Source organism: Micromonospora sp. BQ32 (assembly GCF_059358895.1).
On the sequence record NZ_JCADBI010000021.1, the window covers coordinates 1 to 19,021 of the forward strand.

The window sequence follows — 19,021 nt, forward strand, 5'->3', positions numbered from 1 at the left end:
GCGTTCCACCCCCCGGATAAGGGGCCCGTTTCTCGCGTCCACCCCCGATGAGGGCGTTTATCGACCCGGTTTCCCTGGTGCGTAATCGTGCGGCGTGCGGCGATGCAGGTGGGTGGCCGGCGGGGCCGGCGGTGCGGTTCAGTCTCGGGTCTGCATGCCATCGCGCAGGTTGCGCAGCAGGCCGCCGGCGTCGTTGACCGACCGACCCGGGAACATCGCCATGACCACGCTGCCGTGGTCGGCCCAGCCGCACACCGCGAAGTCCCCGCCCTCGCCGCTGGTGCTGCCACACTTCAGCACACCGCCGAGGTCGCCCGCGGGCAGCTCGCGCAGACCGTTCACCGCGCCGGTCTCGTCGGACATCAGCCGGAAGAGGCTGTCCAGGTCCCGTTCCGGCTGCCAGAGCAGGGTGGTGCCCCCGAAGATGAGAACGGAGCGCTTCTCGTCGGCCGGGTCGCGGTAGACCGTGCCGAAACTGCGGTCCAGCTCGATGTTCGCCGCCAGGCCGCTGCGCAGATAGTCGGCAGTGCTCTTCGCCCGCTCGCTGTCGTCGCGGGTCAGACCCGCCACCTGATCGGGCGAGGTCAGTTGGGTGTCCTTCTGCTGCGCCACCCGCCATCCACCGACACCGAGGACCCCGGCGCCGGCGAGGCCGACCACCAGTGCGACCGCCCAGCCGATCTTGCGGCGGCGGGACCAGCCGCCGAACCCCTCGTCGGGGTCGCCTCCGGGGTCCCGGGTGCTCAGCTGGATCGGCTCTTCGGTCAGCTCGACCGGCTCGCGGCCGCCATCGCGCGACCGCTCGGTGAGATGTGCGTCGGACATAGCCGACACCGTACGCGAACGGCAGGTGGCGCACGTCAGGTCTGCGGAAGCCCTCCGTAGACTTGTCCGGTGACCGAGAGACTGGATGCCCGACGCCCCGACGCCCCGACCCTTGCCGGCCAGTATCAGCCCGGTGAGGTAGAGCAGCGACGGTACGAGCAGTGGGTAGCCGGCGGGCACTTCCGGGCCTCCGCCGACAGTGACAAGCCCCCCTTCACCATCGTCATCCCGCCGCCGAACGTCACCGGGTCCCTGCACATGGGCCACGCGTTCGAGCACACGCTGATGGACGCGTTGACCCGGCGTAAGCGGATGCAGGGCTTCGAGGCGCTGTGGCTGCCGGGCATGGACCACGCCGGCATCGCCACCCAGAACCTGGTCGAGCGTCAGCTCGCCGCCGAGGGGCTTTCCCGGCACGATCTCGGCCGGGAGAAGTTCGTCGAGCGGGTCTGGCAGTGGAAGGCCGAGTCCGGTGGCGCCATCCTCGGCCAGATGCGCCGCCTCGGCGACTCCGTCGACTGGGACCGCGAGCGCTTCACCATGGACGCGGGGCTGACCCGCGCCGTCCAGACAATCTTCAAGAAGCTCTTCGACGACGGCCTCATCTACCGGGCCAACCGGATCATCAACTGGTGTCCGCGTTGCCTCACGGCGCTCTCCGACATCGAGGTCGAGCACACCGACGACGACGGCGAGCTGATTTCGATCCGCTACAGCGACGAGGTCGTGGTGGCCACCACCCGGGCCGAGACGATGCTCGGCGACACCGCCGTGGCGGTGCACCCCGACGACGAGCGCTACCAGCACCTGATCGGCACCGAGGTCGAGCTGCCGCTGACCGGCCGCCGGATCCCGATCGTCGCCGACGCGCACGTCGACCCGTCCTTCGGCACCGGCATGGTCAAGGTGACGCCCGCCCACGACCCGAACGACTTCGAGATCGGCCAGCGGCACGACCTGCCCGCGCTGACCGTGATGGACGAGCGCGGTGTGATCACCGTGCCCGGCCCGTTCGAGGGGTTGGACCGGTTCGAGGCGCGGCCCGCGATCGTGGCCGCGCTGCGCGAGCAGGGCCGGATCGTCGCCGAGAAGCGCCCGTACGTGCACGCGGTTGGGCACTGCTCGCGGTGCAAGACCACCGTCGAGCCGCGGCTGTCGCTGCAGTGGTTCGTCAACACCGCCCCGCTGGCCCAGGCCGCGGGGGACGCGGTGCGCGACGGCCGGGTCCGCATCGAGCCGGCCGAGCTGGCCAAGCGCTACTTCGCCTGGGTCGACAACATGCACGACTGGTGCATCTCCCGGCAGCTGTGGTGGGGGCACCGCATCCCGGTCTGGTACGGCCCGGCGGGTGAGATCGTCTGCGTCGGCCCCGACGAGGCGCCGCCGACCGGCGAGGGCTGGCACCAGGACGAGGACGTCCTGGACACCTGGTTCTCCAGCGGCCTGTGGCCGTTCTCCACTCTGGGCTGGCCCGAGCAGACCCCGGACCTGGCGAAGTTCTACCCGACCAGCGTGCTGGTCACCGGGTACGACATCCTGTTCTTCTGGGTCGCCCGGATGATGATGTTCGGCCTCTACGCGATGGACGGCCGGCCGCCCTTCGACGTGGTCGCGCTGCACGGCATGGTGCGCGACCAGTTCGGCAAGAAGATGTCGAAGTCGTTCGGCAACGTGGTCGACCCGCTCGACTGGATCGACCGGTACGGCGCCGACGCGACCCGGTTCACCCTGGCGCGGGGCGCGAACCCCGGTCAGGACGTCCCGGTCAGCGAGGAGTGGTGCCAGGGCTCGCGCAACTTCTGCAACAAGCTCTGGAACGCCACCCGGTTCGCCCTGATGAACGGCGCGCACACCACCGGCGACCTGCCCCCCACCGAGCAGCTCTCCACCGTCGACCGGTGGATCCTGTCCCGGTTGGCGCACGTCACCGCCGAGGTCGACGAGCAGTTCGAGGCGTACGAGTTCGCCAAGGTGTGCGACCTGCTGTACCACTTCGCCTGGGACGACGTCTGCGACTGGTACGTCGAGCTGAGCAAGCCGGTGCTCGCCGAGGGCGGTGAGCGCGCGGAGGCCAGCCGCCGGGTGCTCGGGCACGTGCTCGACCAGCTGCTGCGGCTGCTGCACCCGGTCATCCCGTTCGTCACCGAGGAGTTGTGGCTCGCGCTGACCGGCGGCGAGACGGTGCAGGCCGCCGCCTGGCCGGTGGCCGACCGGTCGCTGATCGACGACGCCGCCGAGGCCGAGCTGGTCGGCGTGCAGCGGGTGGTCACCGAGATCCGCCGGTTCCGTTCCGACCAGGGGCTGCGCCCGACGCAGCGGGTGGCCGCCCGCCTGGACGGGCTGGCCGGCGCGGGTATCGCGGCCCACGAGCCGCTGATCCGTTCGCTGGTCCGGCTGGACCCGGCCGGTGACGACTTCCAGGCCAGCGCCACGCTGGCCATGCCCGGCGCGGTCGGTGTCGCGTTGGACACCCGGGGGTCGATCGACGTGGCCGCCGAGCGGGCCCGGCTGACGAAGGACCGCGCGGCGGCCGAGAAGGAGGTCGCGCAGGCTCGGGCGAAGCTCGACAACCCTGCCTTCATCGGCAAGGCCCCCGAGCCGGTGGTCGCGAAGATCCGCGACCGGCTCGCCACCGCCGAGGCCGACCTGGTCCGGATCGACGCTGCTCTGGAGACACTGCCCTCGTGACCGACCGTACCGATTTCGCCGCCGTCGAAGCCGAGCTGAACGCTCGCGGTTTCACCCGCATGGTCTTCGAGCTGGACCGGATCGAGTCGCTACTCGACCTGCTCGGTAGCCCACAGCGGGCGTACCCGGCGATCCACCTGACCGGCACCAATGGCAAGACCTCCACCGCGCGGATGATCGACTCGCTGCTGCGGGCACACGGGCTGCACACCGGCCGGTACACCAGCCCGCACCTGGAGACCGTCCGGGAGCGGATCAGCCTGGACGGGGAGCCGGTCAGCGAGGAGCGGTTCACTTCGGTGTACCGGGAGATCAAACCGCTGGCTGAGCTGGTCGACGCGCGGTCGGACGAGCCGCTGACGTACTTCGACATGACCACCGCGCTGGCGTTCGCCACCTTCGCCGACGCACCGGTCGACATCGCGGTGGTGGAGGTTGGCCTCGGCGGTGCCGAGGACGCCACCAACGTCCTCCAGGCCGGGGTCTGTGTGATCACCCCGATCGGCCTGGACCACACCGAGTGGCTCGGTGACACGCTTCAGGACATCGCGCTGGCCAAGGCCGGCATCATCCACTCGGGGGCCACCGTGATCTCGGCGGCCCAGGAGGAGGAGGCCGCTGGTCCCCTCCTCGAACGCTGCGCCGAGGTCGGGGCCACCATCGCCCGGGAGGGCGGCGAGTTCGGCGTGCTGGGTCGGGCGGTCGCGGTCGGCGGTCAGGTGCTCACCCTCCAGGGGCTGGGTGGCGTGTACGACGATGTGTTCATCCCGCTGCACGGTGCCCATCAGGCGCAGAACGCGGCGATGGCGCTTGCCGCCGTGGAGGCGTTCCTGGGTGCGGGGGCTCGACGTCAGCTGGACATCGAGGCGGTCCGGGAGGGCTTCGCCTCGACCAGCTCCCCGGGTCGGCTGGAGCGGGTCCGTAACGCGCCGACCATCCTGCTGGACGGTGCGCACAACCCGCACGGTATGAAGGCCACCGTCACGGCGCTCCAGGAGGAGTTCGCGTTCAGCAAGCTGGTCGCCGTGATCGGCGTACTGGCCGACAAGGACGCGGAGGCGCTGCTGGAGCTGCTGGAGCCGGTGGTCGACCAGGTGGTGGTCACCCGCAACACCTCGCCACGGGCGATGCCGACCGAGGAACTCGCCGCGCTGGCCGCCGAGATCTTCGGCGAGGAGCGGGTGGCCTCGGCCGAGGAGATGCCGGATGCGATCGAGCTGGCGGTGGCGATGGCCGAGGAGGACGTCCCCGGTGAGCTGAGCGGGGTCGGGGTGCTGGTCACAGGTTCCGTGGTGACGGTCGCCGACGCGCGCCGGCTGCTGAAGCGATGACCAGCCCGGAGCGGGACCCGCACCCCACCGAGGACCCGACCGGCCCGCCGGTCGAGCAGCCGGTGGGGGAGGAGCCCACGGCCGGGCAGCCGCGACGCTCCGGGTTGCGCAACCCGGAGCGGGCGGTACGCGGTCTTGGTGCCGGCACCCTCAGCCTGGAGGCGCTGGTGCTCCTGCTGGCGATCCAGCCGATCCGGGTGGTCGGCGGTGACCTCGGCGGCGCCGCGATCGGTGCGGTGGTGGCCCTGGCGGTGGCCGCCGTGGTGCTCGCCGGCATGATGCGTCGCCCGTGGGCCTGGAACGCCGGCACCGTGCTCCAGGGCCTGTTGTTGCTGGGCGGTCTACTGCACTGGTCGCTGCTCGGGCTGGGCATCATCTTCGCCCTGGTCTGGGCGTACGCGTTGCACGTTCGCCGGGTCATCCTCGGCTGACGCCGGACCCGGCCGGCGGCGGTCGAAGGCGGGGGCCGGGTCAGGCGTCGGCGCGTTCGCGCCACTGGGTGAGCGCGACGCCGTGGCCGTCCGGGTCGCGGAAGGCCGCCGCCCACCCCTCCAGCTTGGTGCCCCGGTTGACCACCCGCGGCGCGTACGTGAAGCGGACCCCCGACTCGCGCAACCGTTCGTACGCCGCCTCGATGTCGTTCACCTCGAGGTTGACATGTACGAGCCGGCGGCTGATGGGCGCTGCCCCGGTCACCTCGCGCAGGACGATCCGGGTCGTCCCGGAGGCGAGGACGGCGTTGTGAGCACCCTGGTCGACCTCGCTGAAGCCGAGCACGTCGCGGTAGAAGTTGAGCGACCGGGCCAGGTCGGTGACCAGCAGGGTGAGCCCGACCCCGCTGATCGGCGCGGTCGGGTCCGCGGCCGAACCGGCTTCGAACCCGAAGATCGCCTGGTCCAGTTCCTCGTCGGTCACGGTCGCGCGTGCGGCCCCGGCGGGGGAGGGATCGTCCAGCGGAAGGTCGAGTGGGTCCAGCGGGTCGGCCGGGCCGGGACCGGACCGCTGCGCGGGCGGCGGGTCGAAACGCTGCGCGCTCGGTGGGTCGGAGCGCTGCGCGTTGGGCGGGTCGGAGGGCTGCGCGCTGGAGGGGGCGGAGCGCTCCGCGTTGGGCGGGTCGACGGTGTCCTCGACGGGTGGGGCGGTCGTGCCGTGCCCCGCCGGAGGGTCGAACCGGTCGGCGGCGGGCTCGTCGAAGCGCTCCTCGGCGGGCGGGCGCGGCGCCGGGGTGGCCCGTCGGGGCAGCCCACCGGGCTGCTGCTCGACGAGAACGCCCTCCAACACCACCGGGCCACCCGGGCTCTGGTGCATCACCACCGGCTCGCGCTCCTCGGGCACGACGACTGGGTCGTCGCGCCGGGGATCGTCGCGCCGGAGGTCGTCACGCGAAGGGTCGGTGCGCAGGGGGTCAGCGAGCGGGTCCCGGAACGGGTCACCGACCGGGTCGCGGAAGTCGTCACGGAAGTCGTCGTCGGGTGCGCGGTCGGCCCACGGCGGCGCGTCCTGCTGGATCAGCAACTCGTCCATCGCCTCCGCGTCGGCGAACTCGGGCGGAAGATCGGCGACGGCCGCGGCGGTCTCGGCGTGGGTCGGCACCTCGTCCCAGAGGACCTTGACGTGCCGCTGGTCGTCCAACGCGACCCGGATCGGCAGAGTCTGGCCCAGCGACGGCCACTTGGAGACCGGCACCCTCGGCTCGATGATCTTCTTGGATCGCGGCGGCAGACCAGGAGCGTCGATCACCAGTTGCAGTTCGCAACGGCCGAACGCGTACTGGGTGGGTGGTTCGGAGGCGCTGTGCACGTGCCCGACACCGACGACCCAGGTGCGACCGCCGCCGCGTACGGTCGCCAGCGCGATCGCCAGCACCAGCAGGGCGACCCCGAGAGCCACGATGGCCCAACTGGTCATGCCCAGCCCGAACAGGACGACGAACGTGGCCACGGTGCCCAGCACCGTGCCGATCAGCTTGCGTACCGGCGCGATGGGTCGGTTCCCGCCATTCGCCACAGTGGACCTCCCGGGGGTCAGGGCCAGGCTAGGCCGGATCGGCCACCGGGGGAAAGACCGGCCGCCGCGCCGGCGCCGGGACCGGGTCGCTAGGCTGACCGTACCGATCCCAAGCGTTCAGCGCGTACAGGAGGAACCCAGCGTGTCCAGCAACAGCCCGGATGAGCGCAGCCTCGTTCTGATCAAGCCCGACGCGGTCCGCCGCGGCCTGGTCGGCGAGGTCCTCTCCCGCTTCGAGCGCAAGGGGCTGCGGATCGACGCGATGGTGCACCGGACGATGGACGCCGCGCTCGCCGACGAGCACTACGCCGAGCACGTCGACAAGGCGTTCTACCCGCCGCTGAAGGACTTCATGACCGGCGGCCCGCTGGTCGCCCTGGTGCTCTCCGGCGACCAGGTCATCGACGTGGTCCGCGGGCTGGTCGGCGCCACCGACGGGCGCAAGGCCGCCGCCGGCACCATCCGGGGTGACCTGTCGCTGTCCAACCGGGAGAACCTGGTGCACGCCTCCGACTCGACGGACAGCGCCAAGCGCGAGATCGCGCTCTGGTTCCCCGAGCTGGGCTGACACCCACCGGCCCGGGGTCGTCGACCGACGACGCCGGGGTTCAGCCGACCGCCGGCACCTTCGCCGGGTTGCCGACCACGTAGATCCCGGTGATCTGTCCGTCGGCCGCGGCGATGGTCAGCGTGTACCGACTGCCGTCCGCGCGGGTGATCAGCATCGCGGGTTCCCCGTTGAGCTCGATCGGATCCATGGACACGCGGTGACGCGGGCCGTAGACCCCGGCGTAGAAGCGGGCGATCCGGTCCGCGCCGGTGACCGGGTTGAGGGCCGCCCGCACCCGGCCGCCGCCGTCGTTCCACGCGGTGGCGTCGGCGGCCACCAGGCTGGTGAGCCTCGCCAGGTCACCCTCGCGGGCGGCGGCGAGGAACGCGTCCAGCAACCGCTCCCGCTCCGGGCGGCTGGCGGTGAACCGGCGCTGCTCCTGCCGCACCCGCCCGGTCGCCCGGTGGTACAGCTGCCGACAGTCGGCGACGGACCGGTCCAGGATTTCGGCGATCTCCGCGTACGGCAGGTCGAAGGCCGTGTGCAGGACGTACACCGCCCGCTCCGGCGGGGTGAGTCGCTCCAGAACGTGGAGCAGGGCGGTGGAGAGCGAGTCGCGTAGCTCCACCCGGTCCAACGGTCCGAACGGCGAGGGCGTGGTCGGCACCGGCTCGGGCAGCCACGTCCCGACGTACGTCTCGCGGGCCGCCTGCCGGGCCCGCAGCCGGTCCAGGGCCAACCGGGTGACCACCCGGGACAGGTACCGGCGCGGCTCGTCGACCCGTGCGCGGTCCACAGCCAGCCAACGCAGGTACGCCTCCTGGAGCACGTCCTCCGCGTCGTGCCGGCTGCCGAGCAGGCGGTACGCGAGCCCAAGCAGCATCGGCCGGTGCGCCTCGAGCGCACCGGCCGCCTCTGATGCCGCCGCGGTGGTCACGCCTGGGCCGGAGGCTCCAGCCGCATCGTCACCCCGATCCGATTCCACACGTTGATTGTGGCAATCGCGATGACGAGGTCGGCCAGTTCCTTCTCCGACCAGACCTTCGCGGCGTCATTCCACACCTCGTCCGGCACCCCGTGCTCGCCGAGCCGGGTGACCGCGTCGGTGAGGGCCAGCGCGGCCCGCTCCCGCTCGTCGAAGAAGGGCGCCTCCCGCCAGGTGGCGACCGCGAACAGCCGCTGGCTCGACTCGCCGCCGGCGAGCGCGTCCCGGCTGTGCATGTCCACGCAGTACGCGCACCCGTTGATCATCGACGCCCGCAGCTTCACCAGCTCCAGCACGGTGTGGTCGACGTTCGTCTGGACGTACTTCTCCAGCCCCATGACCGCCTTGTACGCCTGCGGTACGACCTCGGTCGGGTTCATCCGTTGCACGACAACCTCCTGATCGGTCCGACACCGGTACGACGAATCGGTGGGGGTGTGTCGTGACAACCAGGGGTGTGACCCCGCTCATGCCGCGCCCGGCGGCGTGCCCGGTGCTCACCCATCGCCCTCCCACCGCTGGTCCGGTTCGCCCTTACTCGCAGGCGCGGCGGTGGGCCCGTCGAGTATCGTTGGACGCCGTAAGGCGATGACCCGGCCATCACCGGTGAGCCTCCGGAAGAACAGCCGGGCAACCGGCCCAGTAGAACCGGACGGGTGCGGCCCGTCACAGCCGGCAAATGAGCGGGCGGTCGATCCTGACCGCCAAGCGGGGTGGTACCGCGGGCCACGGGAGCGCCGTTCCAGGCGTACCCGGAGGTTCGTCCTCGCAGACCCACTGTTGAGTGAGCTGCATGAGGAGAGCGACCCCCGATGGCCTATCCGTTGCACGACCCGACCGCCGCCGGTGTGCCGGCGAGCCCGGACCTGCCCGCGGTCGAGCGCCGGGTGCTGGAGCACTGGACGGCCGACAAGACCTTCGAGGCCAGCGTCGAGGCCCGCCCCGCCGGCACGGACGGCAAGAACGAGTACGTCTTCTACGACGGCCCGCCGTTTGCCAACGGCCTGCCGCACTACGGTCACCTCTTCACCGGCTACGTCAAGGACGTGGTGCCGCGCTACCAGACCATGCGCGGCCGGCACGTCGAGCGGCGCTTCGGCTGGGACTGCCACGGCCTGCCCGCCGAGGTGGTGGCCGAGAAGCAGCTCGGCATCACCAGCAAGGCGGAGATCATCGACCTGGGCGTGGCCCGGTTCAACGAGGCATGCCGGACCTCGGTGCTGGAGTTCACCCAGGACTGGGAGCGGTACATCAACCGGCAGGCCCGGTGGGTCGACTTCACCAACGACTACAAGACCCTCGACCTGGACTACATGGAAAGCGTCATGTGGGCCTTCAAGACTCTGCACGACAAGGGTCTGATCTACGAGGGCTTCCGGGTGCTGGCGTACTGCTGGCGTTGTGAGACGCCGCTGTCGAACACCGAGACCCGGATGGACGACGTCTACCGGGACCGGCACGACCCCACCCTGTCGGTGTGGTTCGAGCTGACCGCCGACGAGTCCGCGCCGGAGCTGGTGCGCGGGCCGGTCAAGCTGGGTGTCTGGACCACCACGCCGTGGACCCTGCCGTCGAACCTGGCGCTCGCCGTCGGCCCGGACATCGAGTACGCGGTGCTCGAACGCGACGGCGACCGTTACCTGGTGGGGGCGGCGCGGCTGGCCGCGTACGCCAAGGAGCTGGAGTCCTACGAGCAGGTCGGCACGGTGTACGGCCGGGACCTGGTCGGGCGCCGCTACACGCCGCTGTTCGACTTCCTCGTCGAGCAGGCCGGGGAGCACGCCTACCAGGTGCTCGGCGCGGAGTTCGTCACCACCGAGGACGGCACCGGGATCGTGCACCTGGCCCCGGCCTTCGGTGAGGACGACCAGAACGTTTGCAACGCCGCCGGCATCCCCACCATCGTCACGGTGGACGACCACACCCGGTTCACCGCGCTGGTCCCGCCGTACCAGGGTGAGCAGGTCTTCGACGTCAACAAGCCGGTGATCCGGGAGCTGAAGGACCGGGGGGTGGTGCTCAAGCAGGACACCTACACCCACTCGTACCCGCACTGCTGGCGCTGCGACACCCCGCTGGTCTACAAGGCGGTGTCGTCGTGGTTCGTCGCGGTGACCCAGTTCCGGGACCGGATGGTCGAGCTGAACCAGGAGATCAACTGGACGCCCGGCCACATCAAGGACGGCTCGTTCGGCAAGTGGCTGGCCAACGCGCGGGACTGGTCGATCAGCCGGAACCGGTTCTGGGGCTCGCCGATCCCGGCGTGGAAGTCCGACGACCCGAACTACCCGCGGCTGGACGTCTACGGCTCGCTGGCCGACATCGAGCGAGACTTCGGCGTACGCCTGACCGACCTGCACCGGCCGGCGGTGGACGACCTGGTCCGTCCCAACCCGGACGACCCGACCGGTCAGTCGATGATGCGCCGGGTGCCGGAGGTGTTGGACTGCTGGTTCGAGTCCGGGTCGATGCCGTTCGCCCAGGTGCACTACCCGTTCGAGAACGCGGACTGGTTCGAGCACCACTACCCGGGTGACTTCATCGTCGAGTACATCGGGCAGACCCGCGGCTGGTTCTACACCATGCACGTGCTGGCCACCGCGCTGTTCGACCGGCCGGCGTTCCGCAACTGCCTGAGCCACGGCATCCTGCTCGGCTCGGACGGGCGCAAGATGTCCAAGAGCCTGCGCAACTACCCGGACGTCTACCACGTCTTCGACTCGTACGGCTCGGACGCGATGCGCTGGATGCTGATGTCCTCGCCGGTGCTGCGCGGTGGGGACATGGCGGTCACCGAGGCGGGCATCCGCGACGCCGTCCGGCAGGTGCTGCTGCCGCTGTGGAACGTGTGGTACTTCTTCACGCTCTACGCCAACGCTGACGGGTACCAGGCGCGGCGGCGCACCGACTCCACCCACCTGCTCGACCGGTACGTGCTGGCCAAGACGAACGAGCTGGTGTCCACGGTCGGCGCGCAGATGGACGCGTACGACATCTCCGGTGCCTGTGCCACCGTCCGGTCCTACCTGGACGCGTTGACCAACTGGTACGTGCGCCGGTCCCGGGACCGGTTCTGGTCCGGTGACGCCAACGCCTTCGACACCCTGTCGACGGTGCTGGAGACGCTCTGCCGGGTGGTGGCGCCGCTCGCGCCGCTGACCGCGGAGGAGATCTGGCGTGGCCTGACCGGGGAGCGTTCGGTGCACCTGGCCGACTGGCCGGAGGCGAGCGAGTTCCCGGCCGACCACGACCTGGTCGCCGCGATGGACAACGTGCGGGCGGTCGCCTCGGCGGCGCTGTCGCTGCGCAAGGCCAAGGGGCTGCGGGTACGACTGCCGCTGTCCAAGCTGACGGTGGCCTCGCCGGTCGCGGAGCAGCTGCGGCCGTTCGCCGACCTGGTCGCCGACGAGGTCAACGTCAAGACGGTGGAGTTCAGCGCGGAGCTGTCCGCGTACTGCGAGCAGGTGTTGACGGTGGTGCCCCGGGCGCTCGGCCCGCGGGTCGGCAAGCAGGTGCAGCAGGTGATCAAGGCGGTCAAGGCGGGCGAGTGGGAGCTGGTCGACGGCGCCCCGGTGGCCGCCGGCGTCACCCTCGCCGAGGGGGAGTACGAGCTGCGCCTGGTCGCCGCCGACGCCGAGCACTCCGCGCCGCTGCCCGGCGGCGAGGGCGTGGTGGTGCTGGACACCGACGTCACCCCGGAGCTGGCCGCCGAAGGGCTGGCCCGTGACGTGGTGCGGGTGGTGCAGCAGGCCCGCCGGGACGCCGACCTGGACGTTTCGGACCGGATCGTGGTGTCGGTGTCGGCGTCCGACGAGGTACGCGCGGCGGTGGCCGCGTACGTCGACTTCGTCTCGGCGGAGGTGCTGGCCGACTCGGTGGACTTCGTCGAGGGCCCGGACAGCTCTGCCGTTGCGGGCCCGGACGGCTTCGCTGGCGAGGTCGGCGAGGGTGAGCGGGTCACGGTGGTCGTCCGCCGGGTATAAGGGACCAGCGCCAGGGTGCGGGCGCCTCACCACCTCCGTCTGGGAGGTGTGGAGGCGTCCGCTACCGTGACACCGCCTGTTCGCACCTGATCTGCCGGAGGACCAGTGCCCCTGCTCTACACCATCGGCAAGCTCACCGTGGCGCCCACGCTGCGGTTGGCGTTCCGCCCGACCGTGGAGGGGCTGGAACACGTGCCGGAGATCGGTGGCGCGGTCTTCGCCGGCAACCACCTCTCGGTGGCCGACGAACTGTTCCTCGGCACGGTCGTGCCCCGGCACCTGGCGTTCTGGGCCAAGTCGGAGTATTTCAAGGGCACCGGCGTGAAGGGCGCGATCTCCAAGTTCGTCCTCACCGGCCTGGGTGCCATCCCGGTCGAGCGGGCCGGTGGTCGGGCGGCGCTGTCCGCGTTCGACGCGGCGATCCCGGCGCTCAAGGGCGGTGACCTGGTGGTGGTCTACCCCGAGGGCACCCGCTCGCCGGACGGCAAGCTCTACCGGGGGCGCACCGGCGCGGCCCGGCTGGCGATCTCGGCCGGCGTGCCGATCATTCCGGTCGGCATGATCGGCACGGACAAGGCGCAGCCGATCGGGGCCCGGGTGCCCCGGCCGGGCACCGCCAAAATCACGGTTCGATTCGGCAAGCCGTTGGACTTCACCGGCCGGCCGGACGACCGCACCTCGCTGCGGCAGATGACCGACGAGCTGATGGGTGAGATCCAGAAGCTCACCGGCCAGGAGTACGTGCCCCGCTACGCCCCGCCGCGCGCCCACCCGGACCCGACCCGCGACGCCTGACCCTGGCCCCGGCTGTCTGGTCCTGGCCGCCCGGTCCCGGCCGCCTGGTCCCGGCCGCCTGGTCCCGGCCGCCTGGTCCCGGCCGCCTGGCCCCGGCCGCCTGGCCCCGGCCGTCCGGTCCTGGTCGCCTGGCCCCGGTCGTCCGGTCCTGGCCGCAGGCCGAGGAGCACCCGTCCTCAGAGGCCGCACGGGCCGGCCGCCTGCGTCTCGGCTCAGCTCCGTCTCGGCTCAGCTCCGCTCGGGCTGGACGATCTGGGCGCGCAGGGTGGCCAGCAGGTCGGCACTGTCAGCGACGGAGAGTCGGGTGAACACGCCGGTGGCGATGCTGCCGTGGTCGACCGACGTGCAGACCACCACGTCACTGCCGTCGGCGCTACCCACCGCGCATCGTTCGTGCCTGCCCCGCACACCGGTGTCCACGCTCTCCGGGGTGGCCAGCGCGTACCGCTCGGTGAGCCGGCTGATCTCGGCTTCGGCGTCCGACTCCGGGCTCAGCCGGAAGCCGGTGCCACCGAAGACGGTCACCAGCTTGCCGCTCGTGGTGGAGTAGACGCCGGCGAACGTGTCCTCGGCCAGCCAGTGCTCCTTGCGTACCTCGCTCTCCAACTTCCGGGCGGTCTCTGTGCTGCGGTTGTCCTGCCGCAGGCTGAGGTCATCCACCTGGGCGGGGAGTGCCGCGCGCGCCGGGTACTGGGCCGAGATCGGGAACCCGTAGTAGGCGGGGCAGCCACAGCAGCAGGCCAGCGTGAGCAGCAGCAGCAGCCACGGCCAGCGGCGTCGCCGGCGGACCGGCACCGGCACGTACCCCTTGGGGGCCTGCCAACCAGGCGGCGGCGCCGGCGGTGGCGCGGTGGATCGCCGACCCCGGCGCTGCTTCGGCACCTTCGGCGGCGCGGGTGGCGACATCGGTCGGGCCGGCACCATGGGTCCGATGGCCCGTGGTGCACTCGGGGCCGTCGGCGGCCCCGAGTGCGGCCCGGCCGGGGAGGCGGGGGACCCGACCGGGTAAGCGGGCGGGCCGGCCGGGGAGGCGGGTGGCCCGGACCACTGCCGGGTGTCCGGCGGCGTCGGGTACTGCATCGTCGGCGGCGTCGGGTACGGCGTCGTCGGGGGCAGCGGAGGCAGTTCGGCGGAGGGCAGGTCCCAGCCGCCGGTGTCCACGCCGGCCCACGGGTCGACCGGCGTCTGGTGCTCCGGCGGCGCGACGGGGACCGGCGGAGGCGGGGTCGGCTCGGCCGACCGGCCCCAGGCGGACCGGCGGGGCAGCGGCGGCGGCACCGGGGCCGAACCGCTCCACCTGGGCGCCGGGACCTCGACGGTGGCGGCAGGCTCCGGCTCGTCCGGGGGTTCCGGCTGGTCCGGGGATTCCGGGGGTTCCGGCTGGTCCGGGGATTCCGGCTGGTCCGAGGGGTCCGGCTGGTCCGAGGGGTCCGGCTGGTGCGGGGGTACGGGTGGGGAGGTCGGCTCGTCGGCGACCGCCGGGTCCCGCTCCGGCTCCGCGCCCGGGGTGCTCCCGTCGGCCGGCCGTGCTCCCGGCTGGGGCTCCGGCATCGCGGCAATCTCCTCTCGCGCCGATCCGAGGTTAGTACCGCGCCGCCACCACTGCCGATCGGGCGTGCGCGCGATCGCCGCCGGGTGAACGCGTACCCTTGGGCATCATGAGTGCCCCGTCCACGACGCCGCGCGCCGCCGCGACCAACTCCGTGTGGTCCCAGCTCGAGCCGCTGCTGCCCCAGGTCTCCAAGCCCATCCAGTACGTCGGGGGCGAGTTGGGTGCGGTGACGAAGGACTGGGACTCGGCGACCGTGCGTTGGGCGCTGATGTATCCCGACGCGTACGAGGTGGGCCTGCCCAACCAGGGCGTGCAGATCCTCTACGAGGTGCTCAACGAGCTGCCTGACACCCTCGCCGAGCGGACGTACGCGGTCTGGCCGGACCTGGAGACGCTGATGCGCACGCACGGCGTGCCGCAGTTCACCGTCGACGCGCACCGGGCGGTGCGCGGGTTCGACGTGTTCGGCATCTCCTTCTCCACCGAGCTGGGCTACACCAACATGCTCACCGCGATCGACCTGGCCGGCATCCCGATGCTGGCCGCCGACCGCACCGACGCCGACCCGGTGATCGTGGCCGGCGGGCACGCCGCGTTCAACCCGGAGCCGATCGCCGACTTCATCGACGCCGCGGTGCTCGGCGACGGCGAGGAGGCGGTCCTGGAGATCACCGCGATCGTCCGGGAGTGGAAGGCCGAGGGCTCGCCGGGTGGCCGCGACGAGCTGCTGCTGCGGCTGGCCCGCACCGAGAGCGTCTACGTGCCGCGCTTCTACGACGTCGACTACCTGCCGGACGGCCGGATCCAGCGGGTCGTGCCGAACCGGGCGGACGTGCCGTTCCGGGTGCACAAGCGCACGACGATGGACCTGGACGCCTGGCCGTACCCGAAGAAGCCCCTCGTTCCGCTGGCCGAGACGGTGCACGAGCGGTACGCGGTGGAGATCTTCCGGGGCTGCACCCGGGGCTGCCGGTTCTGCCAGGCCGGGATGATCACCCGGCCGGTGCGGGAGCGGTCGATCACCACGGTCGCGCAGATGGTCCGCGAGGGCCTGGAGTTCTCCGGCTTCTCCGAGGTCGGCCTGCTGTCGCTCTCCTCGGCGGACCACTCCGAGATCGGCGACATGTGCTCGGGCCTCGCCCAGCAGTACGAGGGTACGAACGTCTCCCTGTCGCTGCCCTCGACCCGGGTGGACGCCTTCAACATCGACCTCGCGCAGGAGCTGTCCCGCAACGGGCGGCGTACCGGCCTGACCTTCGCCCCGGAGGGCGGGTCGGAGCGGATCCGCAAGGTCATCAACAAGATGGTGTCGAAGGAAGACCTGATCCGTACGGTCGTCACCGCGTACACCAACGGCTGGCGGCAGGTGAAGCTCTACTTCATGTGCGGCCTGCCCACCGAGACCGACGAGGACGTCCTCGAGATCGCCGAGATGGCGCACGAGGTGATCAGGGCCGGCCGGGCCGCGACCGGTTCCAAGGACATCCGCTGCACGGTCTCCATCGGCGGGTTCGTGCCGAAGCCGCACACCCCGTTCCAGTGGGCCGCGATGGACCGTCCGGAGGTCATCGACCACCGGCTCAAGATCCTCAAGCAGGCCATCAACGCGGACCGCTCGCTGGGCCGGGCCATCGGCTACCGCTACCACGACGGCGAGCCGTCGCTCATCGAGGGTCTGCTCTCCAGGGGTGACCGCCGGGTCGGCTCGGTGATCCGCAAGGTCTGGGAGAACGGCGGCCGGTTCGACGGGTGGAGCGAGCACTTCTCGTACCAGCGCTGGGTGGACGCGGCGGCCGAGACGCTGCCCGCCTACGGGGTCGACCTCGACTGGTACACCACCCGTCAGCGCGACGAGTTGGAGGTCCTGCCCTGGGACCACCTCGACTCGGGCCTGGACAAGGACTGGCTCTGGCAGGACTGGCAGGACTCGTTCAGCGAGTTCGAGCAGGACGACTGCCGGTGGACGCCCTGCTTCGACTGCGGCGTCTGCCCATCGATGGACACCGAGATCCAGATCGGGCCCACCGGCAAGAAGCTGCTGCCGCTCACCCCGCTGGGTGGCAACGGCATGAAGGTCCCGTCGGGCCACTCGCACTCGCACCCCTGACCGGGGCGCCTTCGGGCAGCGTCGGCGGGCGGTGTACCCACCACCCTCCACATCCGACATGTCACCCAACGGGTCCGCGTTCCGCGGGCCCGTTGGCGCTGTACGGGCTTGCCGTGCCATCGCGCGCACCGGACCTTCCCTGAGATCGGCCGTCATCTGTACCACGTGGTGGTGGCTGGGGCTGCCCCGACTAGGTCAGACTCGATACGCTGCGTCTGACATGGACCGACCCGGCGGGTCGGGGACGGGGGAGGAAGCGCATGGGTAACATCCCGCCGCCGAGCATCGGCGATCTGCACGTCAGCGTCGAGGACCTGGACGCCGCCGCCACGTACGTCGAGCGGCTCAGGCAGTACATCGACGACACCCTCAAGTACGAGATGGAGCGCATCAAGGAGCGGATGAAGGGCGACAGCAACAACGCCCAGACCGTTCCGAACGGCACTCCCTTCGGCGCGTACGAGGACGCCCGCATGCAGTGGCGGGCCCTGGAGACGTCCACGGCGAACATGGAAGCGCACCTCACGACGCTCGCCCAGAAGCTCACCGCGCTCAAGGAGGGCACCGAGGAGATCGCCAAGGCGTTCCGCGACACCGAGGCGCGTAACGGCGCCAACGGCAAGGAGATCGAGCGACTGCTGGAGTCGGCGGCACCGCCGCCCACTGCCAGCGGCGCACCCACCTACCCGTACACGGCCTGAGGGGGACGTCATGGCTGGAGGAACCTGGGAGCGGTGCGTCCGCGAGGTGACGCTCTCCGCGGACCCGGAGACGGTCGGATCAGTCGGCGCGGGCTGGAACAATCTCTCCAGCGGCCTGCAACAGCTGCGGGACGCGCTCGTCGGTCGATCGTTCGTCGGTCCGATCGCGACGGGCCAGGAACGCCCGCACGTCGGCGGCCTGCCCGGGATGCTCGCCGGTTGGAAGGGCAGCGGTGGTGACGCGTACCGCGAGCACCTGAGCAAGATCGGCAAGCAGATCGAGGATCTGATCACCGACGCGACCAACGTCAGTGGCGCGTTGACCCGGATCGAGGGCGACATCCGCAAGTCGGTCTCCACGATCCCGATCCCGCTGATGGACGACTTCGGATTCAACGAGTGGAGCCTGCCCAACGGCACCGAGCTCGACGATGCCCGCGACGGCGAGAGTTCGTCGGGGTTCCTCGCCGCGTTGCGCCAGGACTACCAGAACAACCCCGCCTCGTACGCCGACGGCGCGTTCCGGGACAAGGCTGACGACCTGGAAGCGACCATGAAGGTCGACGGCCAGGCCGGCGACAGCAAGCGGGGCGGCTGGTGGGACACCAAGGCCCATCTGGACAACTGGTACCGGGACAACCAGCAGGCCGCGAACACCGCCATGGCGCCGCTGCCCCAGGCGGTCTACACCGAGCGTCCCAAGCTCACCGTGAACAGCCCGGTGGACGACAACAGGGGCGACATCGAGCGCGACCCCCGGGTGCCGCCGAGCGGGCGGCCGGACACCATTGGTGGCGACTTCGGCGGGAAGCCCGACATCGGCGGTGGCGGCCCGACGATCGGCAGCAGGCCGCCGGGCATCGGTGACACGGGCGGTCCGACGTCCACCGTCGACCCGTTCTCCCCGACCAAGCCCGGGGGGATCGGCGACGGCTCGCCCTCCGGCGGCACCGGCCAGCTCACACCCCCGTCGACCGGCTCTGGCTACCCGGGCTACCCGGACGGCGACGACGGCTACAGCAGCGGTCTGGCTGGCGCCAGCCCGAGTGGCGTCGGTGGCCTGGGTGGTGGCATCGGCGGCGGCGGGGTCGGCAGCGCCGGTCTCGGTGGCGCCGGCGGAGGCTTCGGAGGTGGGGCCGGCGTCGGCTCGGCCGGCGGCATCGGTGCCGGTGGCGGCCTGGGCGCGGGCGGCGGCATCGGCGTGGGCGGCATCCCCGGCATGGTGGGCGGCGGCAACGGAAAGCTGCCGCCGATGACGAGCGCCGCGAACGCGTTGCGCACCGCCGCTGGCGCCGGCGGCGCCGGGATGGCGGGCGGCGCGCGCGGTGCCGCGGGCGTCGGTGGTGCCGGAATGATGGGCGGCGGCATGATGGGCGGCGCGGGCGGCGCCGGGCACGGCGGTGGCAACACCGGCTCCGAGCACTCGTCGTGGTTGACTGAGGATGACGATGTGTGGGGCCCTGGTGACGGCGCGTCCCCGGGTGTCCTTCGATGAGG

General features: G+C 71.5%; 14 protein-coding genes. 9 read left to right on the forward strand and 5 right to left on the reverse strand.

All coding sequences use genetic code 11. The features are described from left to right. Window positions 1-138: 138 nt before the first annotated feature. Window positions 139-825 carry a hypothetical protein gene (locus tag AC5L30_RS29060; RefSeq protein WP_494871135.1) on the reverse strand — a complete coding sequence of 229 codons (687 nt, stop codon included), beginning with the start codon at window positions 823-825 and terminating at the stop codon, window positions 139-141. Window positions 826-894: 69 nt separating this feature from the next. Here AC5L30_RS29060 and AC5L30_RS29065 point away from each other — a divergent pair, with 69 nt between their 5' ends. From AC5L30_RS29065 to AC5L30_RS29075, 3 genes are read left to right on the forward strand one after another with little or no spacing between them, the layout of a single operon-like run. Beyond that, the gene (locus AC5L30_RS29065) at window positions 895-3,513 is read left to right on the forward strand and encodes a valine--tRNA ligase (protein WP_494871136.1); all 2,619 of its coding nucleotides are present in this window, start codon (window positions 895-897) and stop codon (window positions 3,511-3,513) included. Next, window positions 3,510-4,844 (forward strand): bifunctional folylpolyglutamate synthase/dihydrofolate synthase, encoded by a 1,335-nt coding sequence (locus tag AC5L30_RS29070; protein WP_494871137.1) that lies wholly within the window; start codon window positions 3,510-3,512, stop codon window positions 4,842-4,844. Before AC5L30_RS29065 ends, AC5L30_RS29070 begins: the two co-directional genes overlap by 4 nt. Further along, window positions 4,841-5,275, forward strand: a complete 435-nt coding sequence (locus AC5L30_RS29075; protein ID WP_494871138.1) for a DUF4233 domain-containing protein — start codon at window positions 4,841-4,843, stop codon at window positions 5,273-5,275. Before AC5L30_RS29070 ends, AC5L30_RS29075 begins: the two co-directional genes overlap by 4 nt. Before the next feature lie 40 nt (window positions 5,276-5,315). Here AC5L30_RS29075 and AC5L30_RS29080 read toward each other — a convergent pair whose 3' ends face one another. Then, the gene (locus tag AC5L30_RS29080) at window positions 5,316-6,851 is read right to left on the reverse strand and encodes a VOC family protein (RefSeq protein ID WP_494871140.1); all 1,536 of its coding nucleotides are present in this window, start codon (window positions 6,849-6,851) and stop codon (window positions 5,316-5,318) included. 142 nt (window positions 6,852-6,993) lie between these two features. On the opposite strand from AC5L30_RS29080, the gene ndk reads away from it, so the two are divergent. Further along, entirely contained in the window at window positions 6,994-7,419 is a 426-nt protein-coding gene (ndk, locus tag AC5L30_RS29085) for a nucleoside-diphosphate kinase (RefSeq protein ID WP_091409968.1), read from the forward strand. Window positions 7,420-7,459: 40 nt separating this feature from the next. Here the strand turns inward: ndk and sigJ are convergent, their stop codons facing one another. Together sigJ and AC5L30_RS29095 are read right to left on the reverse strand one after the other, a co-directional pair. Next, window positions 7,460-8,386, reverse strand: coding sequence for an RNA polymerase sigma factor SigJ (gene sigJ, locus AC5L30_RS29090; RefSeq protein ID WP_494871142.1), 927 nt, complete (start codon window positions 8,384-8,386; stop codon window positions 7,460-7,462). After that, entirely contained in the window at window positions 8,335-8,766 is a 432-nt protein-coding gene (locus AC5L30_RS29095; RefSeq protein WP_494871144.1) for a carboxymuconolactone decarboxylase family protein, read from the reverse strand. Before AC5L30_RS29095 ends, sigJ begins: the two co-directional genes overlap by 52 nt. Window positions 8,767-9,198: 432 nt before the next feature. On the opposite strand from AC5L30_RS29095, the gene ileS reads away from it, so the two are divergent. Both ileS and AC5L30_RS29105 read left to right on the forward strand, forming a co-directional pair. Then, window positions 9,199-12,369 carry an isoleucine--tRNA ligase gene (gene ileS / locus AC5L30_RS29100; protein ID WP_494871146.1) on the forward strand — a complete coding sequence of 1,057 codons (3,171 nt, stop codon included), beginning with the start codon at window positions 9,199-9,201 and terminating at the stop codon, window positions 12,367-12,369. Window positions 12,370-12,474: 105 nt separating this feature from the next. Then, window positions 12,475-13,164 (forward strand): lysophospholipid acyltransferase family protein, encoded by a 690-nt coding sequence (locus tag AC5L30_RS29105; RefSeq protein ID WP_494871147.1) that lies wholly within the window; start codon window positions 12,475-12,477, stop codon window positions 13,162-13,164. Window positions 13,165-13,392: 228 nt separating this feature from the next. On the opposite strand, the gene AC5L30_RS29110 is transcribed toward AC5L30_RS29105, so the two are convergent. Then, complete coding sequence (locus AC5L30_RS29110; RefSeq protein ID WP_494871149.1) at window positions 13,393-14,715, reverse strand: hypothetical protein; 1,323 nt, start codon at window positions 14,713-14,715, stop codon at window positions 13,393-13,395. Window positions 14,716-14,822: 107 nt separating this feature from the next. Between AC5L30_RS29110 and AC5L30_RS29115 the strand changes: the two genes are divergently transcribed. The 3 genes from AC5L30_RS29115 (at window position 14,823) to AC5L30_RS29125 (ending at window position 19,019) form a co-directional block, all read left to right on the forward strand. Continuing rightward, on the forward strand, window positions 14,823-16,823 hold the full coding sequence (locus AC5L30_RS29115) for a TIGR03960 family B12-binding radical SAM protein (protein ID WP_494871151.1): 2,001 nt from the start codon (window positions 14,823-14,825) through the stop codon (window positions 16,821-16,823). Window positions 16,824-17,083: 260 nt separating this feature from the next. Further along, the gene (locus AC5L30_RS29120) at window positions 17,084-17,524 is read left to right on the forward strand and encodes a hypothetical protein (protein ID WP_494871153.1); all 441 of its coding nucleotides are present in this window, start codon (window positions 17,084-17,086) and stop codon (window positions 17,522-17,524) included. A gap of 10 nt (window positions 17,525-17,534) precedes the next feature. Then, window positions 17,535-19,019, forward strand: coding sequence for a WXG100 family type VII secretion target (locus AC5L30_RS29125; RefSeq protein WP_494871155.1), 1,485 nt, complete (start codon window positions 17,535-17,537; stop codon window positions 19,017-19,019). Window positions 19,020-19,021 lie beyond the last annotated feature (2 nt).